This is a genomic window from Aeromonas sp., assembly GCF_050252055.1.
GTDB classification, from domain to species: Bacteria; Pseudomonadota; Gammaproteobacteria; order Enterobacterales; family Aeromonadaceae; genus Aeromonas; species Aeromonas caviae.
In genome coordinates this window covers 1-18,866 of record NZ_JBFWLQ010000018.1, presented here as the reverse complement: position 1 = coordinate 18,866, position 18,866 = coordinate 1, and the positions used below count along the sequence as shown (strand labels likewise).

Sequence of the window (18,866 nt, the reverse complement as noted above, 5' to 3'; positions counted from 1 at the left end):
CTTTCTCGTTGGTGGTCATACGGTGACTCCGGATAACACGGTAGGGGTACCGTTTTGTTATCCGGTTTGAAGCCGTATGACCACTCCCTTTTGTGGGCAACTGTCAGGTGAATACCATCTCCATACACACAGTAACTATGATTATTGGTTGTGAGTAAAAAAAATGGGGGCTCCATTGCGCCCCCAATAATTTTTATGCTCAACTGCAGTTCCTCTGGTGTCAGCGACCACATCAAGCTAAGCGCCCTCTGGTTCGTGATCCTGACTGAAAAACTGATTACCAGCTGGAAGTCACATGTCTGGCCAAGACTCTGGAACCAAAGCTGGCGGTTTTGCCCACACCTCTTCGACCAGCGCATCCTGGAACCAATTATCGCGTAGATTCGCATGTTCAGTGACGATTAGCTGGAAACCAGGGACATCCTTTTGGGTGAAGTTTAGCAATAATTCAAACAGCCGACGAACCGCATCAAGGTCAGCGTCGTTTTCTGTCTTCTGCACTGATCCGTCCGCATCCATGTACACCTGTTCGGATGGAAAGTAGACTTGAGTTGGTTGGTCAATAAGCATGAAACGCGGGATGGGGCGATTGTTCTGCGCCGCAAATAGATGTAGGGCTAGCAGGGCAGATAAATGATAGGCTAAATGGTTTTCTCCGCCACCAGTACGGCTCATAGGCACAGGCCGCTCGGGTCGGTCAAAGATAATAGTCAACTGCGGCAGACTAAACCGTGCAGGATAAGGGGCAAATTCGGCATTGAATTTCTGTATGTATCGTGACACTTGTACGGAGATATTGTTGAGAATCGAAGTAAGACGTTCGTTACTGTCATCTGAACCAATTTGCTCCCCAAGTGACTTGACCTTGCTGATAAGACGGCGGTTCTCCGCTTCTAGTTTTGCAAAATCCTTATCCGGGAGGAGTCTTTCAAGAAACAGACTGATGCGGCCAACCACACGAGCTGCCGCAGTGTTACGAGTACCCATCTTAGAAATAAGTTCGTTGGCCGATATCGCAGCGGAAAGTTCCGCTTCTTTTTTCTTGATATTAGATGCGATCTCATCCTTATTGCAGGTTAGTTCGGTAAGATAGGCTTCAAGTTTGGGACGCTGACCTGTGGCTATACGCAGTTCCTTGTCGAGTGATTCCAGTTCATTAAGGAGAACTTGGGCAACTGGACTTTCAAGCGCCAAGTTTTGTTCAGTAAATGGCCATTGCCACTCACCACTGTCGATGTTCCTCGGCAGAGCCTTGATAGATGCCAGCCGGTCGATCTGTTCGATGGCCTCGTTTTCGTAGCTACCAGCACGCTGAGCGAACTGTTTCGCCGCGTCGATCCGAGCTTGGATGTCCCGACGATCTTGGCGCAACCTAGAGAGTTCCTCTTCCAAAAGAGAAATACGGCTACCATCATCGCTAGGTAATGTCTCGGGCTTCCACGATAAGGCCGACCTCAAGACATCGATCACCACATCATTCAAAACCTCTTCGGTGTTACCAATGACTCCGACTGCCTTTGCTTCCGAGTAGAGACTGATAGCCTGCTCTCGCGATGTATCGATAGTGTCACGCGCCAATTCCAGCTTTTTGTTACTAATCCTCAGGTCACGATGCGCTATTCGTAACTTGGACTCCAGCTCGTAGCGGTCGTTAGAAGATATACCAAGCAGGATAGGCAACGTGTCACGGATAGCTTGAGGTTGGAACTGCTCATTCTGTCGGTAAAAAAGTTGGTCCTTGTTAGCAACCAGTCCTTGTTTCTGGAACAAGTAGTAGAACGTGTGCTTTACATTCGCATCATAGCTGTTTCGGCTGTGCTCAAGCGCGACGTCAGTTCTGTTCTCAGGAATGCCTAGTAGGCGCGACAACAACTCAACGATGCTCTCATCGTCTGTATTGACCGCCAATTCTTTAAACTCAGGGGCCTGGAGATCGCTCCCCCTCCGCAGCATAACCGTGCTGCAACTAACGCCACCTCTGGGTGGAGTTGGCTTCGCAATTAGTACCTGCTCTTTCTCAAACTGGTAGATCACCGCAAACCAAGCCACTTTGTCTCGAATGATTCCTTCAGGGATATTAAACGAGGAGCGTCCCATGCAATATTCGATGATTTCTGCGAGCGCAGACTTCCCTGTGGAAGAGCGGCCAGTGATAACGTTGAGTCCGTTTATCTTGAACTGGAGGTCACGGCGCTGCCCATTATGGCTATAAATGTGTATGGAACTAATCTTCATGGGCGAATCCCGAAAGTCGTATAAATGGTCGCCCGATCGGAGATGCGTGCGAATTCTTTTCCGACAATGCGTGCAACTTTCTGGCAAGCGACAGTTTCAGCTGTTCCATTGACGGTCTTGCGAACCTTTTTTGGGACGGTCTGGATACGACCGTCGTCAGTGACAACGATACAACCCCTTTCCATTAACAGGCCAAACCCCTCGAAGGCATACGGCAACATCTGCGAAACCCGATCTGCGAACCCCACCATAATGTATTGGTTTATCTCTACAGTCTTAAGTAGGTAACTTCGAGGGCTGCCAGCAATCACCTCTCGCGAGTTTTTGTGCAAGCTCAGGGGTAGTACAAGTAACGACAACGAGAAAGGCATGCCACGAGGATCTTCTTCTTCATAGCTATGCAAAGCACGGAACAAAACTAGACCGCAGAATGCGGGATTGAATAGACTCCGAATCTCGAAGGGGCGCAGATCCCATCGCTTCATAAGGCCACCGCCAGCACGCCGCCGAGACGCTCGAGGAATTTGGGGTGCCAGTAAACTCTGGGTTCGGGTGTGGCATCCGCCAAAATGTGAAAACTACCGCGAAGGACATAAGGTTCCGAAACTCTCGCTCGGATGCGTAGAGAATCGATTTTCCCGGTCTCAAATTCCGCCCAGTTGTAGAGGGTAACGCCTGCTTCGCGGAAGACTCCTTCCGCACAGCCATCCTTCAGCCTCTCAAAAACGACATCCTTATAGCGACCCCATTCATCAGTAAGCCGCTCTTCATATTCCTCAACTTCTCCCAAAACAAGCAGGTTTTCTCGCGCCCAAGCAGATCGTTGTTCGAACGCCCGGTAATAATCCAGAATCGCACTTCTGATCCGGTTGGAAGAAAGACCGATTTCACGCAACTGCACCACAAATAGACGTGGATCGGTATCAGTATCGATCTCGCTTGCAGGCACTTTTCCGCGGAAGGTAATAGGCAAGTTGTCAAGCTTGTACTCCTCGGCGAAGTTCGAGAGTTTGTCAGACACTTCATAGCCGAATATTCCATCCGGTCTATCACCAGACAAATGCTTGATCACGGCATCAGTCCACCAACCTTCCAATCTCTCGAAGACGGACTCACGGTGTTCGCGCCGAATGCTTCGCATGTAATTATCCCTAATGTGAGCCGGGATCTCAGTGATGCGTGGATGGCTATCAAAAATTAGTATTCGCTCGAGAAAATCCTGCTTCTCGAAATCGCTTAGCTCGTTGAACACCGCAGCGATTGGTTGGATAAGTTTCGATTCCGATTTGGCAAGTGCTTCTTCGGCCAATTCTGCCAGCGTTGTCTCATCACAAGAGGCAACAGGCGGCTCAGGAAGAAAACGTGTTAGGAATGAGCCGTTAGACACTATGCCAGTAGTGAACAGGAAAAAACGCAGATTCGATGCCGCGCGTCCATCCCGATTGTACCGCGCCAACCAGATGTTGACGGACTTCCAGAAATCCGTCGATAGGTCAGTCAGCCTGTCTCCTATCGCCTTATGTTTGAGTGAGGCCAAAGACTTCCCACCGTCACCGTTGATAAAATCGAGATCGTCATCTTTTTCCAAGCAGATGGCTGTATCTTCTGGAAATTGGAGCAGTTGTAGTAGGGCAAGGCGTGCCTGGTAAATGTATCCCAAGCCTTGCTCGCCAGCTGAAAATTTATCTGTGCTCTTGGCTGTCATCGGTTTAATCGCTACCTAGCCGAAGTACGCCGTCGCCGACGTCATCTTCTTATTGAAATAAGAAATTTTAATATTGTAGATTCCCATAGTTCCCTCCCTCCCCCGAAGCTAATAGACCTAGAGCATAGATAAATAGAATCGTCCTTCTGCGCAAACAACCTAATTTAATTCATGTCATTGTCTCGCATCCCACAAGCAACCTAGCTACTACACGGAGTTTTAACTTTCAGCATTCGGCTCACAACCAGATTAAAGAGAGGTCAACCATCAGATACATCTAGGTTACCTTTGGCACAATCGGGGGGCCGGATGAGTAAGGTATCAAACGATAACCATCTTAGTGAATAAAAAGTTACCTATCTCGCTGATTTTTGTTTGATTTTTGACGAAGGTCAGTATTGTTGGACAAAGAGGAGGCGATCTATGTTGCTTTCAGTAGAGCTAGCGGGTATTCGTGGTTATCACACATAATGCTGAGGGCGCTATTGCGCCCCCAGTCCTTTCAGTACCAACTGCCGCCCCTCCAGCGTCAGCGATCCCATCAAGCTCAGCACCAGCTGGTTGGTGGTCTTGGCCGAGGGGCTTAGGGTATGGGCGAACGACAAGGTGGCCACCCAGCTGTGGCCGCACTCGGCATCAGTGCACTGGCAGTAGAGATCTGAGACATCATCGCTCAGTCGGTTGGTTTTGGTAATGCGGCCCCGCTGGCCACACACTTTGCAATAAACCCGCATTACGCCCCTTTTCTATCCAAATCAACAGCCTATCTTGCCACATCAAATACTGTTTGTTTATACAGTCGAACCGATATTCTCCCGAAAATCGACCCAAAGGGAGCGAGGGAGTCCCGCGCTGTTGATGGCATCCTGGATAAGCTCACACAGCGGCAGCACCTCGTTTCTGGCATAGGTGGCATCGTACTTCTCGGGATCCCCGAGCCCTCCCCCGCCATTGGTCGGAATGATGCCGGCCAGCGCCGCTGGAAAGCGATGGGATGTCAGCACATCCTGGGCGGTGATCCCCTTGATGGCCGCGAACTCGTCCTTGGTCGCGATATCCCCCACCGGGATCAGCTTGATGCCATCGGGCTTGCCGTCGGGGATGTTGACGAACAAGGAGCGGAAGTTCCCCACCCCCTTGCTGCTCGCGATCATCTCCTTCATCTCCTCCTCGGTGTCGTCGTCCATGTTCGGGTCGGTCGCGTAAAAGATGAACCCCATGTGGGCACCATTGAGGAAGTATTTGCGCCGAAACAGGGTGGCGTCCTGGTTGAGCAGGGCCGACTGCAGGCCGCCCAGGTAATCGGGCATACCATAAACCTGCTGTTCGGGATCGTACTGGGCCAGCCAGATCACATCCTCCGGGCGGTAGATCAGGTTTGGCTTGCCCTGCTGCAGGTAGACAAAACAGTCATCCTCGCGCCGGCGCAGGTAGACGCTGGAGAGCGGGTGCAGTCCCACCACCTGGCTTTAAGCAGGCCCGCATCCCCAAACTGCAGGTAGTTGTGCACGAACGCCGTGATGGTGGCGCGCTGGTTGGTGAAGCGCCCCGCCACCATGTTCCGCCTTGCCATCAAGATGGCCCCGTGGTGGGCGTTGGCCCTGGCCACCTTGGCCAGCCCCTTGCGCTCGATAGGCGGCTGGTAATACTCGCCGTAGGGATTGTAGAACACTCCGGTGTAATCGGTCATCCAGGCCGTGGGGTCGATGGCCTCCGGCATGCTGAAGGCCACGGAGCTGCGGTTGGGTGAGGTGACCGTCTGGGCCGGTTGGGATTTGTGTCGCTTGGTCATGCTACCTTCTTCTCCTGGCTGGTTGCCCAGGTGGATTTGCGTTTGCGGTGGGTATCGAGCGGCTCATTGGCCACGGCGTGGGCGATGGCAAAAAACACGTCGGCGTGTCCGGTAACGTTGTCCCGGGCGGCCCGAAACGTCATCTCGCCGCCGCCGGTGGTGCTGCGCTTGATGGCGAGGAAGGCGAGCGGGATGTCCCGATCCGAGCTGTCCCACTCGATGCGGTTGGCCTCCACCACGTCGATCATCTTGAGCACCAACCGCGACTTGCTCTCGATGCTGTAGTTGATGGGGTGGCACACCCCTTTGAAGACCGGCTTCAAGAGGTCAAACACCCCGGCGCCGATGCCGGAGACGTCGACCCCGAGATACGTGACCCGGAATTTCTTGGCGATGCGGGTGATCTCCTGCGCCTGGAACTGGAAGTTGAGCCCGCGCCAGTAGTGCTTTTCCAGCACCCTGAAGCGCTCACCGGCGACCGTGGGCGGGGCGACCACCACCAGGGTGGCATTGTCGCGGGTGCGGCTCGGGTCGTAACCCATCCACACCTCGCGCCGGCCGAACGGGTCAGGCCGCCCGGGCTTGTAGTCCTCCCACCGAGTCGGATCCACCCCGGCCCGCTCCATGTCCTGGAACTTGAACACCGACAGGGCATCGTCGATAAAGCGGCACATGTAGAGCCTGTCGAACACCTCCTCCGGGTACTCGTCTTTGAGCTCCTCGATGTCGATGAGGTGGCAGCCGAGGCGAATCGCATCCTCGATGGTGATGACGTAACGCCACTGCCTGTCCGGACAGACACGGCCACCGTCGCGCAGCGCTTCTTCGCCCGGGAAGTCGATGGCCACCCGGCTCGGGCGCTGCCCCTTCCAGCGCTCCCCGGTCCAGAACCGATACGCTTCGTGCACCTTGCTCGACGGGGTCGAGAAGTAGGTCTTGCGCCAGTGGCTCTGGGTCGCCATGGCACTGGCCACGTCCGAGAGCTTCTCGAAGTTGGGGATCCAGAAGTATTCGTCGATGTAGACGTTACCGGAGCGGGATTGGGCGCTGTTGGAGTTGGTGGAGCAGAAGTGCAGCTCTGCCCCGTTCGACAGCACGATGGGGTTGCCGGTCAGGGTGACGCCCAGGAAGGTCTGGGCAATCTTGCAGATGTAGGAGCGGAACACCTCCGCCTGGGCCCGGGTGGCGGACAGGAAAATCTGGTTGCCGCCGGTCAGAATGGCATCTTCCAGCGCCTCACCGGCGAAGTAGTAGGTCATGCCGATCTGACGGGACTTGAGGATGTTGCGGGTGCGCGGCAGCGACGGGTCGTTCTTGGCCTCCCGCACACGCAACTGATAGCCGAACAGGGTGCCCAGCCACTCGATAAAGTCATCGGCCGTCAGGTGGCTGATCGAATCCCTGCTGTGCGGCCTTATCACCCTGGCGGCCGCCACCGGGACCCACCTGCTCGGGATCCCCCAGGAGGCCACCCCCTTCCTGGGCGGCGTGGTGGGGCTGCTTGGGATCGACATTATCCGCGACAGGGCGGCCCTGATGTTTAGCAAGAAGGAGGACAACAATGCCGCACAGTGACTGCCATCCCCAGATGGCCGCCTTTCTCGACCTGCTCGCCTATGCCGAGGGCACCAAGGGGTTGGGCGACGATGGTTACAACAAGCTGGTCAACCCGGCCGGGTTCTTCCAGGACTACCGCGAACACCCCGATGTGTTGGTGCGGGTCAATCCGACCCTGCACAGCACCGCCGCCGGGCGCTATCAGTTCCTGTCCCGCCATTGGCGCCACTACCAGGCGGCGCTCGGCCTGCCGGACTTTGGCCCCGTCTCCCAGGACACCTGGGCCATCCAGCTTATCCGTGAGCGCAAGGCACTGGATGACGTGATCAAGGGACGTATTCCACAGGCGATCAGCAAGTGCGCCAACATCTGGGCCAGCCTGCCAGGCGCAGGCTACGGCCAGCGCGAGCACAAGCTGGCGGATCTGCTGGCCAAGTTCACCGAGTTTGGCGGGGTGCTGGCATGAGCACGCTCATCCGGTTGTTGCCGACCCTGATCGGGTTGGTGATCGGCTGCTTGCTGTTTGCTCAGGGGGAGCGGCTCACCCAGCGCACCCGGGAGCTCGCCACCGCCAACGAGACCATTGCCACCCTGCGAGAGGCCAACGACCAGATGGGCAGTGTGCTCAAGACGCTGCGACAAGAAGACAGCGCCCTGCGCCAACTGCTCGCCCATCAGAACGCGGCGTTGGCCGAACTCGACAACCAGAACAGGAAGACAGCCAATGACCTGCAACAAGCCCTGGCCACATCGCCGGCGGGCCGTCCGGATTGCGCTCGCGAGCCTTTGCCTGCTGGCGCTCTGCGCCTGCTCCAGCCAGCCGTTGAGCGTGGTGCAAACCCGGGTGGTCAAGCGGCTACCGCCGCCGGGACTGGTGCCCCACTGCCCGGAGCCTGATTTCACGGGGAGCACCTACGGCGATGCCGTGCGGTTTATCCCCACCCTGCAGGCGGCGCTGCGCCGCTGCCAAACCCAGATCACCACCCTGAACAACTGGATAACCCAAGAGGAGACCACCCCATGAGCAAGACCCTGACCCTGACTGTGGCCGGTACCGACATCAGCTTTGAACCGACCATGACCGCCTACAACGGCTTCATCAACGACATGATGCCGAGCGACAAGGTGGCGCCGGCCCACAACTACCTCAAGAAGATCGTCTGCCAGGAGAGCAAGGCCGCACTGGACGAGCTGCTCAAGCGCCCGGGCGCCGCCCTGCAGTTGGCGGGAGCCATTAACGAGCAGTTCGCCCCCACCCTGGAGATCACCGTAAAAAACTGACCGCGCGCGCCGAGGCCATCGAGCGCAACCAACTGGAGCAGGTGCTGGCGCTGCGGCGCTACTACCTGCCCCACGAAGAGGACGACCTCGACAGCCTGGCTCGCGCCATCTGGTTAGACAAACAGCACCGAGAGTCCAACGCCGCCGCCGTGGCCGAGGGCATTGCCAAAGCACTGAACGGGTAACGACTGATGGCCTGGATGGAAAAATTGATGATGCAGGTGGCCCTGGTTGACCAGGTCACCAAGCCCCTTGCTGGCATCAATGCCCAGATGGACAAGGTCAGCAAGGCGGGCCGCCAGGGCTGGAGCAACATGGCCATGGGGGCCACCACCCTGGCCGCCGGCGGGCTGGCGGTGCAGGCGGCCCTGGGGCCCGCCATCGAGATGGACCGTGCCCTCTCTGAGGTCGCCTCCCTCGATGTGCAAAAAGACGTGCTCGGCGCGCTCGGCCGCGAAGCCCTCAAGCTGTCCGTACAGTATGGCAACTCAGCCACGGAGATTGTCCGCTCCTCCTACGACATCCAGTCCGCCATCGCCGGGTTGGAGGGCAATGAGCTGCCCGCCTTCACCCGCGCCTCGACCGTCCTTGCAAAGGCCACCAAGGCCGACACCGCCACCATCACCAACTACATGGGTACCATGTACGGCATCTTCGAGCAGCAGGCCAAGCAGATGGGCAAGGCCAACTGGGTGGAGGATGTGGCCGGCAAGACGGCGCTCGCGGTGCAACTGTTCAAGACTACCGGCCAGGGCATGGCCGATGCCTTTGGGGCCATCGGTGCCAACGCCACGGCGGCCGGGGTGTCGATGAACGAGCAGTTCGCCGTGCTGGGTCAACTGCAGGCCACCATGGGCGGCGGCGAAGCCGGGACCAAGTTCAAGGCCTTCCTGGCCGGGGTGGGCAGTGCCCAGAAGGCGCTCGGCATGAAGTTCACCGACGCCGCGGGCAACATGCTGCCGGTGCTCACCATCCTCGACAAACTCAAGGCGCGCTATGGCGAGACCCTGAGCGTGGCCGAGGGGGACGAGCTAAAGAAGGCATTTGGCTCGGATGAGGCGGTGGCCATGGTCAAACTTCTGATGACCAACACCAAGGCCCTTTCCACCAACATCAATGCCCTGGCCAACACCCACGGCATGGGCAAGGCCGAGCAGATGGCCGCCTCTATGACCGACCAGTGGGAACGGGTGACGCAAGGATGGTTCGCCATCCGGGCCGCCGCCTTTGGGGTGGTGCTACCGGCCATCAACAAGGTGGTGGGGGTCTTTGCCGATGGAGCCGACACCGTGCTGCGCTGGACCCACCTCTTCCCGAACCTCACCAGGGTGGTGAGCTACGCCCTGCTCGCCATCGTGGGCCTTAGCATGGTGACCGGTGCCTGGCTGCTGCTCGCCGGGCTGGCGAAGATGACCACTCTCGGGCTCGGCATCGCCTGGTCGCTTCTGATCGCCCCGCTCAACCTGCTCAAGGCCTGGCTGGTCGCCTTCCGCGCCATTCTGCTGGCCGTCAACATCACCATGTATGCCAACCCCATCGGCCTGATCATTGCCGGGATAGTACTGCTGATCGGCGCTGTCGCAGCGGTCATCTACTACTGGGATGACCTCAAGAAGACCCTGGCGGATTGGGGCGTGTTCGACACCATCCAGAGCATGATCGACGGGGCCGTCGCCGGCTGGGCCAGTTTCATGCAACTGCTCGGCAACCTGAGCCCCTTCCAGTTGCTGGGGCGGGCGGTGGACTGGCTGATCGAGAAACTCAACCTGATCCCGGGGGTCAATATCGAGCTCGGCGGCATGCCGGACCTGCAGATGCCCGCGCTCACCCCGCTGACCCTCCCGGTCATGCCGGGGACGGTCAGCGCCCCTATGACGGCAGAGCAGCAACAGGCCTCGATCACCGCTCCCCTCGCCCGCTACCGTCAGCCGGAGCAGAGCAAAGTACCGGCCGGCGGGTTGGGCCAGCAGCTGATCCAGGCCAACGCGGCCGCGAGCGCTGCCAACCAGAAGCCCGCCAAGTCCCTGCATATCGGCGAGGTGCACATCACCAACCAGAATCCCATGACCCCGGAGCAGCTGGCCGAAAACGCCTGGCTGGAGACCAAGTGATGAACGAACCCAAGTACATCGACATCCTGGTGGTGAACGGCGCTTGGCAGCTCGATGCAGGGGGCCAGCCCCGCACCACCCAGGACCGCCACAGCATCGGTCAGGACATCAAGCACCGCATCATGGAATCCGGGCTCGCCCGCAAGCTCATCGGCGAGCGTAGCCCCACCCTGCGCAGCGATGTGATGACCGAGATTGAACTGCTGGTTGAAGACGACGAGCGGCTGGTGCCCGGCACTATCTTCATCAGCGAAGAGGCCCCCGACCGGGTACTGGTCACCGCCCGCACCTATGAATTCGGCGAACTGGAGGTAACCCTGTGAACCTGCGCCCGACCGTGGACTTTATGGCCCTGCTGGCCGAGGCTGGCGTGCCGACCACCGAGGCGGCCATGGAGGCCGAGCTCAAGAAGGAGGTGGTGGCCGCCGGCTCCCTCATCACCAACGACAGCGATGTGAGCCCGTTCTGGCGGCTGGTGCGCGGTGTGGTCATCACCCCGGCCCTCTGGCTGATCCGCACCCTGCTGGCGGGCCATGTGCTGCCCAACACCTTCGCGGCCACCGCCACCGATGCCTATCTGGACCTCAAGGCCTGGGATGTGGACCTTACTCGCAAGGCGGCCCAGAAGACCCGGGGCCTGGTCAACTTCGTGAAAGCCAACCCGAGCGACGCCGTCACCATCCCGGCCGACATCTGGGTCACCACCGAGCGCATCAACGGCACCATCTATCGCCTGCGCCCCCTGCAGGCGGTGGTGAGTCCCGCCGGGGAAGCGGTGGCCCGGGTGGTGTGCGAGGCCGAGCTCGCCGGTGCGGCCTGGAACCTCGCCCCGGGCTATTACAACCTGCTGAGCGAACCGGTGACCGGCATCCTCTCGGCCCGTAACGATGACAAGGAGTGGATCACCACCCAGGGCAGCGACGTCGAGAGCAACGACGCGCTCGGTCTGCGCATCCAGAACCAGTTTTCAGCGGTGGGCCGTTACCACATCGATGCGATTTACCGATCCATGCTGGCGAGCGTGGCGGGGATCCGCGCCGATCACATCTTCTTCGAGCACGACGCCCCGCGGGGACCCGGTACCGCCAACGCTTACATCCTGCTGGAAGTGGGGGCCACCCCGGCCAGCCTCATCAATCAGCTCAACGACTACGTGGGCCGCCAGGGCAACCATGGCCATGGGGATGATCTGTTCGTGATGAGCATCCCTGAAACCCAGCACAGCCTCACCCTGGCGCTCTGGCCACAAGCCAACCTCAGCGACGAGCAAAAGGCCGCGCTCAAAGCCGGCGCCGAGAACCTGGTCAGGGCGGCGTTTCGCCAGTCCGCAGACTTCCCGGCCGTCACCCGCACCTGGCCACGCTCGCGCTTCTCGCTCTCCCAACTTGGCCGGGAGCTGCACCGCCAGTTCCCGCAGCTTCTGAGCCTGCGCTTTGAGGAGAGTGACATCGTTGCGGGGCTGGCCATCCCACGATTGAAGACGCTGACGGTGACCCTGCATGACTGACATGACGCCCCTTGAGCACGAGCGGCAGGCGCCAGTGCTACCCGATGCCAGCGCCCCCTGGTGGGAAGATGGCTACACCATCAGTCCGGCCCATGCCGAGCCGGGGTTCCTGGCCAAAGGCATCAATGCCTTCTGGCAACGGCTCAAGGGCTGGTTGCTGCTGCCGCTGGCCCAGCAAGACCCGCTGACTTGCTCGGAGTCCTTGCTGGCCCTGCTCGCCTGGGAGCGGGACATCGCGCGTTTCAACGGAGAACCGATTGAGCTCTTTCGCAAGCGGGTCAAGTTCGCCTTTGTGAACGCCCGGGACGCCGGCGAAGTGGCGGGCTTTAAACGCATCTTCGAGCGCCTTGGCATCGGCTGGTGCGACATCCACGAACGCCAGGCCGGCACGCCCTGGGACGTCATCACCATCGAAGTGACCGACAGCGCCATCGCGAGCAACCAGCAGTTGATGGAAACCCTCATCCAACACTATGGCCGCACCTGCCGCCGCTACCGCTTCCAGGTGGTTTACCCGGTCACCGCCGCCCTGCGCCCCGGTCGCATCGACATGAACCAGCAGGTGTTCGGCGCATCACTCAAGAGGACCCAATGAGCCAGATCATTACCAACGCTTTCGCCAGCTACCTGCAGGCGAGCCTCGCCAACCAGACGCCAGTGGTGCTCGATGAGTTCGTGCTGGCCAACATCCCGGGCCTGGATCCGAACAAACCGATAAGCCCGGATCTTGGCTTGCCACCGGCGGGCCAGATTGTGCACCGCCACGCGGTGGACCAGCGCGGTCGCATCAACAACGACTCGGTGGCCTACACCATCGTGATGGACACCACGGTCGGCGATTTCAGCTTCAATGCCCTGTACCTCATCAACAAGGCCAGCGGCATGGTGGGGATGATTGTGCACAAGGGGCTGGAGACCAAACTCAAGACCAATGAAGCCACCGGCCAGATCGGCAACAGCCTGGTCAAGTCCATGCTGATGGAGTACGACCGGGCAAGCGAGGCCACCGCCACTCACGTGGACGCCAGCACCTGGCAGATTGACTATGCCGCCCGCCTGCGCGGGATGGACGACGATCTGCGCCTGCAGGCCCTGCAGTTCTTCGGGCCGGCCACCTTCTACGGCGACGGCTTCAAGCTGGTAAACGAGGCTGGTGTCTACAAGGTGCAGCCCGGGGTGGCCTATGTGGGCGGCCTGCGCGCCCAGCTCGACGAGGTCAGGAAAATCACCGCCGGCGCCAAGCCGGTGGGGCTCTGGCTCGACATCTACCGGGCGGGCTCTTTGCTCAATGCCTGGGTGAATCACTTCACCCTCACCCTGAGCGTGCCGGCCCTTGCCGACTATGTGGACAGCAACGGCAATCAGCACCATGTGGCCAAGGTCGCCATCATCAACAGCGACGGCAGCGTCACCGACCTGCGCCGCAAGCGCACCATCGAGCTCTCCGGGGATGTGACTGGCAAAGGGATCCTTGAGGATGCCCAGGGCGTCACCATTGCGGTGGAGGTCAAGGACAACAGCCACGGCCATCTGATGGAGAACGTGTCCGGGTTAACGCAAGCGCTCGCCAGCAAGCTCGATGTCAGCGGCTACAAAGCCCGCCGCGACATGTTGAATAACAACGGGGCGACGTTCGGCTACACGGCCAACAAAGACTTGGATAGCTGTTTGGCCGGTGACTTCGGGCTCTACGAGAAAAAGACCTGTCCAAATTCACCGCCGACAGCAAACCCCTATTTCTACTGTGAGACCAAACGCATCTATGCGTACCAGGCCTTGCTCCAAGTCGCATGGCCTTACGACGGGGGTGGCGTGCTGGCCATGCGTAACTACAGCATAAACTCCTCAAGCTGGAGCCCGTGGCGCGAGGTCTTCGACACCGGACATCAGCCGACCATCCAGGAAGTCGCGGGCCTGCAGCAAGCCCTGAACGGCCTTTCGCCCACGTCCCACTCGCACCCGGGTTCCTGGCTCAACCCCATCAACCTGGGAACCGAAGACCTCGACACCCTGAAAGAACCCAAGGTGTATGCCCAGCATGCCAACGCCAACACCTCGGCCGCACGCCACTACCCGGAGAACAGCGCGGGGGCGCTCATCGTCAGCGCTGGCGCCGGCCCCCAGCAGACCTACCTGGTCTACAACTCCAGCCGGGTCTGGCGCCGGGCGCAGTACAGTACCGGCGCCTGGACACCCTGGACACGGGATTACAACACCGGCAACAAGCCCACGCTGGCCGAGCTCGGCGCGGCTGCAGCGAGCCATTCTCATCCTTGGTCCCAACTGACCGGGATCCCGGCATATGCCGCGCGCTGGCCCAGTTGGGGAGAGGTCACTGGAAAGCCCGGCACCATGCCGCCGTCTGCCCATACCCACACCGCAGCACAGGGCAACGCCGACATCGTCGCGAGCAGTTACGGGCAGGTGGGCACCTATGTACTGGCCTCCAATGTCTCCGGCGCCACCAAAGGCATCGGAGCCACAGTGTCGGGGTCCAGCCTGGTACCGGCCTCGGCAGGGGAACGGCACCAGGACGGCGCCAGCCTGGCTGGCACCTGGAAGTGCCTCGGCTACTCCTTCGGCTCGGGTGGCCCCTTCGATACCCGCATCACACTCTGGATAAGGATCGCCTGATGGAGATCATCACCGCCAAAAACGTCATCGCCTACACCGGCCAACCGGATGCCCTGGACATGGAGGTGGCCTTTGCCCACCTGCCCGGGCAATTCGTCACCTTTACCGCTCGCAAGGACTACTCGGCCGAACATGGGCGCGAGCTCTATGTGCGCGCCATGTTTGGCGAGTTCGGCGAGATCCGCACGCTGGCCCAGCCCGAATACCTCCCGAGCGAAGCCGAGCAGCAGCGCAAACTCGATGCCCTGCAGGCCGAGGCCACCCTGCACATCGCGCCCCTGCAGGACGCCAAAGAGCTGAAGCTGGCCACCCCGCAAGAGCTGGACAAGCTGGAAGCCCTGCAACGCTATCGCATCGCCCTGATGCGCCTGCCGCAAAGCAAGGGCTGGCCAAGCTCGGTCACCTGGCCGGAGATGCCCCAATGAGTTGGGCCCAGGGGGCGCTGCGCTGGCCCGCCAGTGCCGACAGCGTACACACCCGCGCCCGGGAGGTGCTGGGGCAGCTTCCGGCGAGCCAGGCGAGTGCCATGGGCCGACTGCAGGGACTGGCCGCGCGGGCCCAGTATCGGCGGCACCCACTTAGCGAGGCGGCCGGAGGCTTGGCCACTCTTCGGGCCGAGCTCGACCGGTTGCTGGTGAATGGCCACTGCCTTACCGTCACCTCCTACCAGCACGGGATGGGCCAACAACAGGGCAACCAGCATCATCTGTCCGCCCCCAACGCGGTGGCCGCCCTGGCCGCCAAGCTGCAGGATGGTGCCGACCCACGGCTGCCCAGCGGGCAGCAGCATGCCCTCGCCTGGCTGGTGACCGGCAACAGCACCGAGGACCTGGCCCGGCAGTTGGCGGCCCTCTGCACCCTGCTGCCGCTGCCGGAGTGGTGCGCCACCCTGCGCCGCCTCACGGCCAGCAACGACCCTATGCACCAGCCCACCGCCGCCAGGGTGCCGCGCTGGCGCGCCGGGGAGCCCCTTTGCTGGGCACCGCTGCGCCCTGCCCGGGCAGCCCTTGGCGCGGAGCTGGCGCAACTGGAGAGCCTGGCCCGGGATAGCCGGAGCCCCATCGACAAGTTGCAGGGGCTCGCCGTGCGCCGTAGCGCCCGCCTCGATGCGCTGGCCACCGCCCTGACCGAGCTGGGCAAGCTCTCCGGCACGTTCTGGCACTGGCAAGGTCAGGGAGATGTGGCAAGCCTCGCCACCCAGCTCGGACAGAGCACGCCCCCCGACCACAGCATGAGCATGACGGTCGGTGCCCTGCTGCTCTCCCCCTCCCCGCTCACCTTCTGGCAGGAGTTGACCCTATGAGCCAAGCCATGCTGACCCTGGATGGCGAACCCATCACCATGAAGTCGATGCGGGTGTCCGCATCGATGCAGTTTCAGGACAAAGACCAGAGCGGCCAGACCAGCTCAACAAGCAGCGCCGAACAGGGCGCAAGGGCAAGGAGCTAGACGTCTCAGGCCTCATTCCGTTCAAGGAGGAGCGCATGCTGAGCCGGCTGTTTGAGCTGGCCGACGCCAAGGGTAACGGCGGCAAGCGCCACATCTACCGGGTCGGGTCGCTGTTGGCCAAGTCGGTGAAGGTTCGCCAGGCGAGGTTCGCCGGACGTATCACCGCAAGCGAACAGGAGGGGCTGCTCGCCTGGCAAGTGCAGTTCACCCTGAAGGAGTTCAACTCGGTGCCGGAGAAACGCGAGCAGCGCCTGCCCAAGCAAGCCCCGACCGTGGGCCAGGGCACTGCCAACACCAGCGCCGCCAAGCCCGGCAGCAAAGGAACGGGGGACGAGGCACCAGACCTCAGCAGCTTCGAGCGCTACGTGCTCCAACCGATGGATGACATGCTGGCATGAAACTGACCACCTCACTGACCCTCGCCGGCCAGCCAGTGCACCTCATCGACCATGATCTGGTGCTGGACCTCAACGCCGGCGGCCGCGCCGCCCTCACCATCGAGGGATCCGCTCTCAAGGGGCAGATCTTCACCCTGGACACCGGCTATAACGGCGACTTGCGGCGCTGGTTCACGGGCTACGTGTACGACGTACAGCCCGCCGCCAACGGTGCCAGCAAGCTGCTGTGCCGGGAGCTCGCCGGTGCCCTGGGATCCCGTCTGCCAGTCAGCCAGCAGCATGCCACCCTGCGCGGTCTGCTGGCCTGGCTGACCGACCGCTGCGGGCTCACCTTCCTGCTGCCCCAGGGGGCAGACTACACCGACCGCCCTATCCCCAACTTCACCAGCGCCGGCAACGGCTATCAGTTGCTCGATAACGCCGGGCGCGCCTTCGAGGTGCCGGACTTTGTCTGGTACCAGCAACCGGATGGCGCCATATACGTGGGGAGCCACGCCCATAGCCGCTGGCACGACAAAGTGGTGACGCTCGATACCGCCTGGTCAGGGAGACAGGCGGGCGACACCCTTACCCTGTCGCCGGTGCCGGCCATCCGACCCGGGGCCATCATCAACGGCAAGCGGGTGATGCGGGTACGTCTCAAGGGCGATGAGATGACCCTGACCACGGCGACACCCGGCAAACCGGTGAAGTCGCCGGAGCGGCGCAAGATGGAGGGGGAATTCCCTGAGTTGGCGGACAAGATGCACCTGCCCAAGTTCGGGCGGGTCGAGGCAGTAAGCGATCAGGCCACTGCCGGCCAACTCAATGATCCCTTTCGCCCCCGCTATGCGGTGGATGTGCAACTGCTAGGTGAGGATGGCCAACCGGACAAGGCTGCCCCGCTGTATCGGGCGGTGCCGCTGCCGGTGCTGTTCGGCGGGCAGGAGCAGGGCCTGCTGCAGTTCCCCATCAAGGGGACCCTAGTTGAGCTGGGGTTCGCCTTCGGCCGGGCCGACCGGCCCTTTATCCGCACCGTGCTCGGCAGCGGCTGGGCTTTACCCGATATCGCCCCGGGCGAGCAACTGCAGCAGCAACGGGCCGAGGTATTCAGCCGCATCGATACCGTGGGGAACCTCTGCCGCCACACCGACCGCCGCCTGCACGACCAGGCCCTGCAGATGCAGCATCAAAGCGATGACTACCTGGGGGACCATGGCCAGCATCGGCTGCAGGTGGCGCAACACAGCGTCGAAGAGGTGGGTGGGTTCAAGCTCATCGAGCTGCTGGCCGGCGACGATCTTACTTTGGGGTGCCTGGGCAATCTGAGCCAGACCACAGCCGGAGATCTGGTCGAGGTGGTGGGACAACTGCGCCGGGCGGTCGCCGGCGAACTGCAGCACCTGGAAGCGCCCCGCTCCTGGGTGGGGACAGATAGCATGAACATCTTCCGGCTGCTGCTGCAACTGATGAGCGTGGTGGAGCAACTGGCCGCCGCCACGGCTGGCCATACCCACGGCAGCGGACCCGCACCAGGGAACAGTGCAGCCATGACGGAACATGGCCAACAAGCCAAGCAACTGGCCAGCTCCCTCTCCCCCATCATCGAGTAACTCGCCAAGCGAAGAAGGCCCCACAATGTGGGGCCTTCTTCTTGTCTGCCTGACAGCGCCTGAGCATGGCCAGGGAAGGGCGCCGCATGAAGAGGCGCCATCGGGCAGCGCTGCATCATACGTGAAGCCTGCGCACACTCACAGCCTCCTGCTACCCCACGGAAACGCCCACGGCCGCGTCTGCGCCACGGAATCCGCGCTCATCCGCTCCCGCCTGCGGGGTTCATCAAGAAAAATTTTTGCAAAAGTGGATTTCCGCAAAACCATAGGCCCAGGCCGCGCCCCATCAAGGATCCGCAGGTCGTTGAGGATCTGCAAAGAAGGATCATTTTTGCGGGGTTTTACAGTTTGGTGAGGCATGGAACGGTCAGGGAAATAATCTAACTAGTTGAATGTATTGGGGTGAGCGTACTTTCCGTGGGAATTTGAATGTGGGAGCAGGATCTGCAAGAGTGCTTTAAATTAGCTATAAAACCTATTTGTATGGAGATGGTATTCACCTGACAGTTGCCCACAAAAGGGAGTGGTCATACGGCTTCAAACCGGATAACAAAACGGTACCCCTACCGTGTTATCCGGAGTCACCGTATGACCACCAACGAGAA

The 18,866-nt window shown here is 60.5% G+C and carries 19 protein-coding genes and 2 pseudogenes; 15 read left to right on the top strand and 6 right to left on the bottom strand.

Features of this window, described 5'->3' with window-relative positions:
* Positions 1 to 291: 291 nt before the first annotated feature.
* From AB7E19_RS20755 to AB7E19_RS20730, 6 genes and pseudogenes are all read right to left on the bottom strand, one after another.
* The gene (locus AB7E19_RS20755) at positions 292 to 2,235 is read right to left on the bottom strand and encodes a DUF3732 domain-containing protein (protein WP_427936463.1); all 1,944 of its coding nucleotides are present in this window, start codon (positions 2,233 to 2,235) and stop codon (positions 292 to 294) included.
* Positions 2,232 to 2,720, bottom strand: coding sequence for a three component ABC system middle component (locus AB7E19_RS20750; protein WP_319909835.1), 489 nt, complete (start codon positions 2,718 to 2,720; stop codon positions 2,232 to 2,234). The genes AB7E19_RS20755 and AB7E19_RS20750 overlap by 4 nt, the downstream gene beginning before the upstream one ends.
* Positions 2,717 to 3,940: an ABC-three component system protein gene (locus AB7E19_RS20745; RefSeq protein WP_319909836.1), complete on the bottom strand. Its 1,224-nt coding sequence runs from the start codon at positions 3,938 to 3,940 to the stop codon at positions 2,717 to 2,719. The genes AB7E19_RS20750 and AB7E19_RS20745 overlap by 4 nt, the downstream gene beginning before the upstream one ends.
* Positions 3,941 to 4,422: 482 nt before the next feature.
* Positions 4,423 to 4,674 (bottom strand): ogr/Delta-like zinc finger family protein, encoded by a 252-nt coding sequence (locus AB7E19_RS20740; RefSeq protein ID WP_427936460.1) that lies wholly within the window; start codon positions 4,672 to 4,674, stop codon positions 4,423 to 4,425.
* Positions 4,675 to 4,731: 57 nt separating this feature from the next.
* Positions 4,732 to 5,732 (bottom strand): annotated as a pseudogene (locus tag AB7E19_RS20735) (phage portal protein).
* Positions 5,729 to 7,189, bottom strand: a complete 1,461-nt coding sequence (locus tag AB7E19_RS20730) for a terminase large subunit domain-containing protein (protein WP_427936465.1) — start codon at positions 7,187 to 7,189, stop codon at positions 5,729 to 5,731. The pseudogene AB7E19_RS20735 and the gene AB7E19_RS20730 overlap by 4 nt, the downstream one beginning before the upstream one ends.
* Here AB7E19_RS20730 and AB7E19_RS20725 point away from each other — a divergent pair.
* The 15 genes and pseudogenes from AB7E19_RS20725 to AB7E19_RS20655 all read left to right on the top strand — a co-directional run bounded on the left by AB7E19_RS20725 (position 7,083) and on the right by AB7E19_RS20655 (position 18,261).
* Positions 7,083 to 7,307 carry a phage holin, lambda family gene (locus tag AB7E19_RS20725; RefSeq protein ID WP_427936458.1) on the top strand — a complete coding sequence of 75 codons (225 nt, stop codon included), beginning with the start codon at positions 7,083 to 7,085 and terminating at the stop codon, positions 7,305 to 7,307. The genes AB7E19_RS20730 and AB7E19_RS20725 overlap by 107 nt on opposite strands.
* Positions 7,294 to 7,755, top strand: coding sequence for a glycoside hydrolase family 24 protein (locus tag AB7E19_RS20720; RefSeq protein ID WP_427936456.1), 462 nt, complete (start codon positions 7,294 to 7,296; stop codon positions 7,753 to 7,755). The genes AB7E19_RS20725 and AB7E19_RS20720 overlap by 14 nt, the downstream gene beginning before the upstream one ends.
* The gene (locus tag AB7E19_RS20715) at positions 7,752 to 8,186 is read left to right on the top strand and encodes a hypothetical protein (RefSeq protein WP_427936454.1); all 435 of its coding nucleotides are present in this window, start codon (positions 7,752 to 7,754) and stop codon (positions 8,184 to 8,186) included. Before AB7E19_RS20720 ends, AB7E19_RS20715 begins: the two co-directional genes overlap by 4 nt.
* The gene (lysC, locus tag AB7E19_RS20710; RefSeq protein WP_323881362.1) at positions 8,113 to 8,313 is read left to right on the top strand and encodes an Rz1-like lysis system protein LysC; all 201 of its coding nucleotides are present in this window, start codon (positions 8,113 to 8,115) and stop codon (positions 8,311 to 8,313) included. The genes AB7E19_RS20715 and lysC overlap by 74 nt, the downstream gene beginning before the upstream one ends.
* Positions 8,310 to 8,570 (top strand): putative phage tail assembly chaperone, encoded by a 261-nt coding sequence (locus tag AB7E19_RS20705; protein ID WP_041214418.1) that lies wholly within the window; start codon positions 8,310 to 8,312, stop codon positions 8,568 to 8,570. The genes lysC and AB7E19_RS20705 overlap by 4 nt, the downstream gene beginning before the upstream one ends.
* A gap of 41 nt (positions 8,571 to 8,611) precedes the next feature.
* Entirely contained in the window at positions 8,612 to 8,755 is a 144-nt protein-coding gene (locus tag AB7E19_RS20700; protein WP_015985417.1) for a DUF6890 family protein, read from the top strand.
* Between the two features lie 6 nt (positions 8,756 to 8,761).
* Positions 8,762 to 10,681: a phage tail tape measure protein gene (locus tag AB7E19_RS20695; RefSeq protein WP_427936451.1), complete on the top strand. Its 1,920-nt coding sequence runs from the start codon at positions 8,762 to 8,764 to the stop codon at positions 10,679 to 10,681.
* Positions 10,681 to 11,004: a DUF2590 family protein gene (locus AB7E19_RS20690; protein WP_015985419.1), complete on the top strand. Its 324-nt coding sequence runs from the start codon at positions 10,681 to 10,683 to the stop codon at positions 11,002 to 11,004. Before AB7E19_RS20695 ends, AB7E19_RS20690 begins: the two co-directional genes overlap by 1 nt.
* Complete coding sequence (locus AB7E19_RS20685; RefSeq protein ID WP_427936449.1) at positions 11,001 to 12,188, top strand: baseplate J/gp47 family protein; 1,188 nt, start codon at positions 11,001 to 11,003, stop codon at positions 12,186 to 12,188. The genes AB7E19_RS20690 and AB7E19_RS20685 overlap by 4 nt, the downstream gene beginning before the upstream one ends.
* Positions 12,181 to 12,783: a phage tail protein gene (locus AB7E19_RS20680; protein ID WP_427936447.1), complete on the top strand. Its 603-nt coding sequence runs from the start codon at positions 12,181 to 12,183 to the stop codon at positions 12,781 to 12,783. The genes AB7E19_RS20685 and AB7E19_RS20680 overlap by 8 nt, the downstream gene beginning before the upstream one ends.
* Positions 12,780 to 14,822, top strand: coding sequence for a phage tail protein (locus AB7E19_RS20675; RefSeq protein ID WP_427936445.1), 2,043 nt, complete (start codon positions 12,780 to 12,782; stop codon positions 14,820 to 14,822). Before AB7E19_RS20680 ends, AB7E19_RS20675 begins: the two co-directional genes overlap by 4 nt.
* Positions 14,822 to 15,247 carry a tail fiber assembly protein gene (locus AB7E19_RS20670; RefSeq protein ID WP_427936443.1) on the top strand — a complete coding sequence of 142 codons (426 nt, stop codon included), beginning with the start codon at positions 14,822 to 14,824 and terminating at the stop codon, positions 15,245 to 15,247. Before AB7E19_RS20675 ends, AB7E19_RS20670 begins: the two co-directional genes overlap by 1 nt.
* A complete protein-coding gene (locus tag AB7E19_RS20665) occupies positions 15,244 to 16,125 on the top strand; it encodes a hypothetical protein (protein WP_427936440.1) in 882 nt (293 codons plus the stop codon). Before AB7E19_RS20670 ends, AB7E19_RS20665 begins: the two co-directional genes overlap by 4 nt.
* Positions 16,122 to 16,669: pseudogene (locus tag AB7E19_RS20660) on the top strand (hypothetical protein). The gene AB7E19_RS20665 and the pseudogene AB7E19_RS20660 overlap by 4 nt, the downstream one beginning before the upstream one ends.
* Positions 16,666 to 18,261, top strand: a complete 1,596-nt coding sequence (locus AB7E19_RS20655) for a hypothetical protein (RefSeq protein ID WP_427936438.1) — start codon at positions 16,666 to 16,668, stop codon at positions 18,259 to 18,261. Before AB7E19_RS20660 ends, AB7E19_RS20655 begins: the two are co-directional and overlap by 4 nt.
* The last annotated feature ends 605 nt before the right edge of the window (positions 18,262 to 18,866 follow it).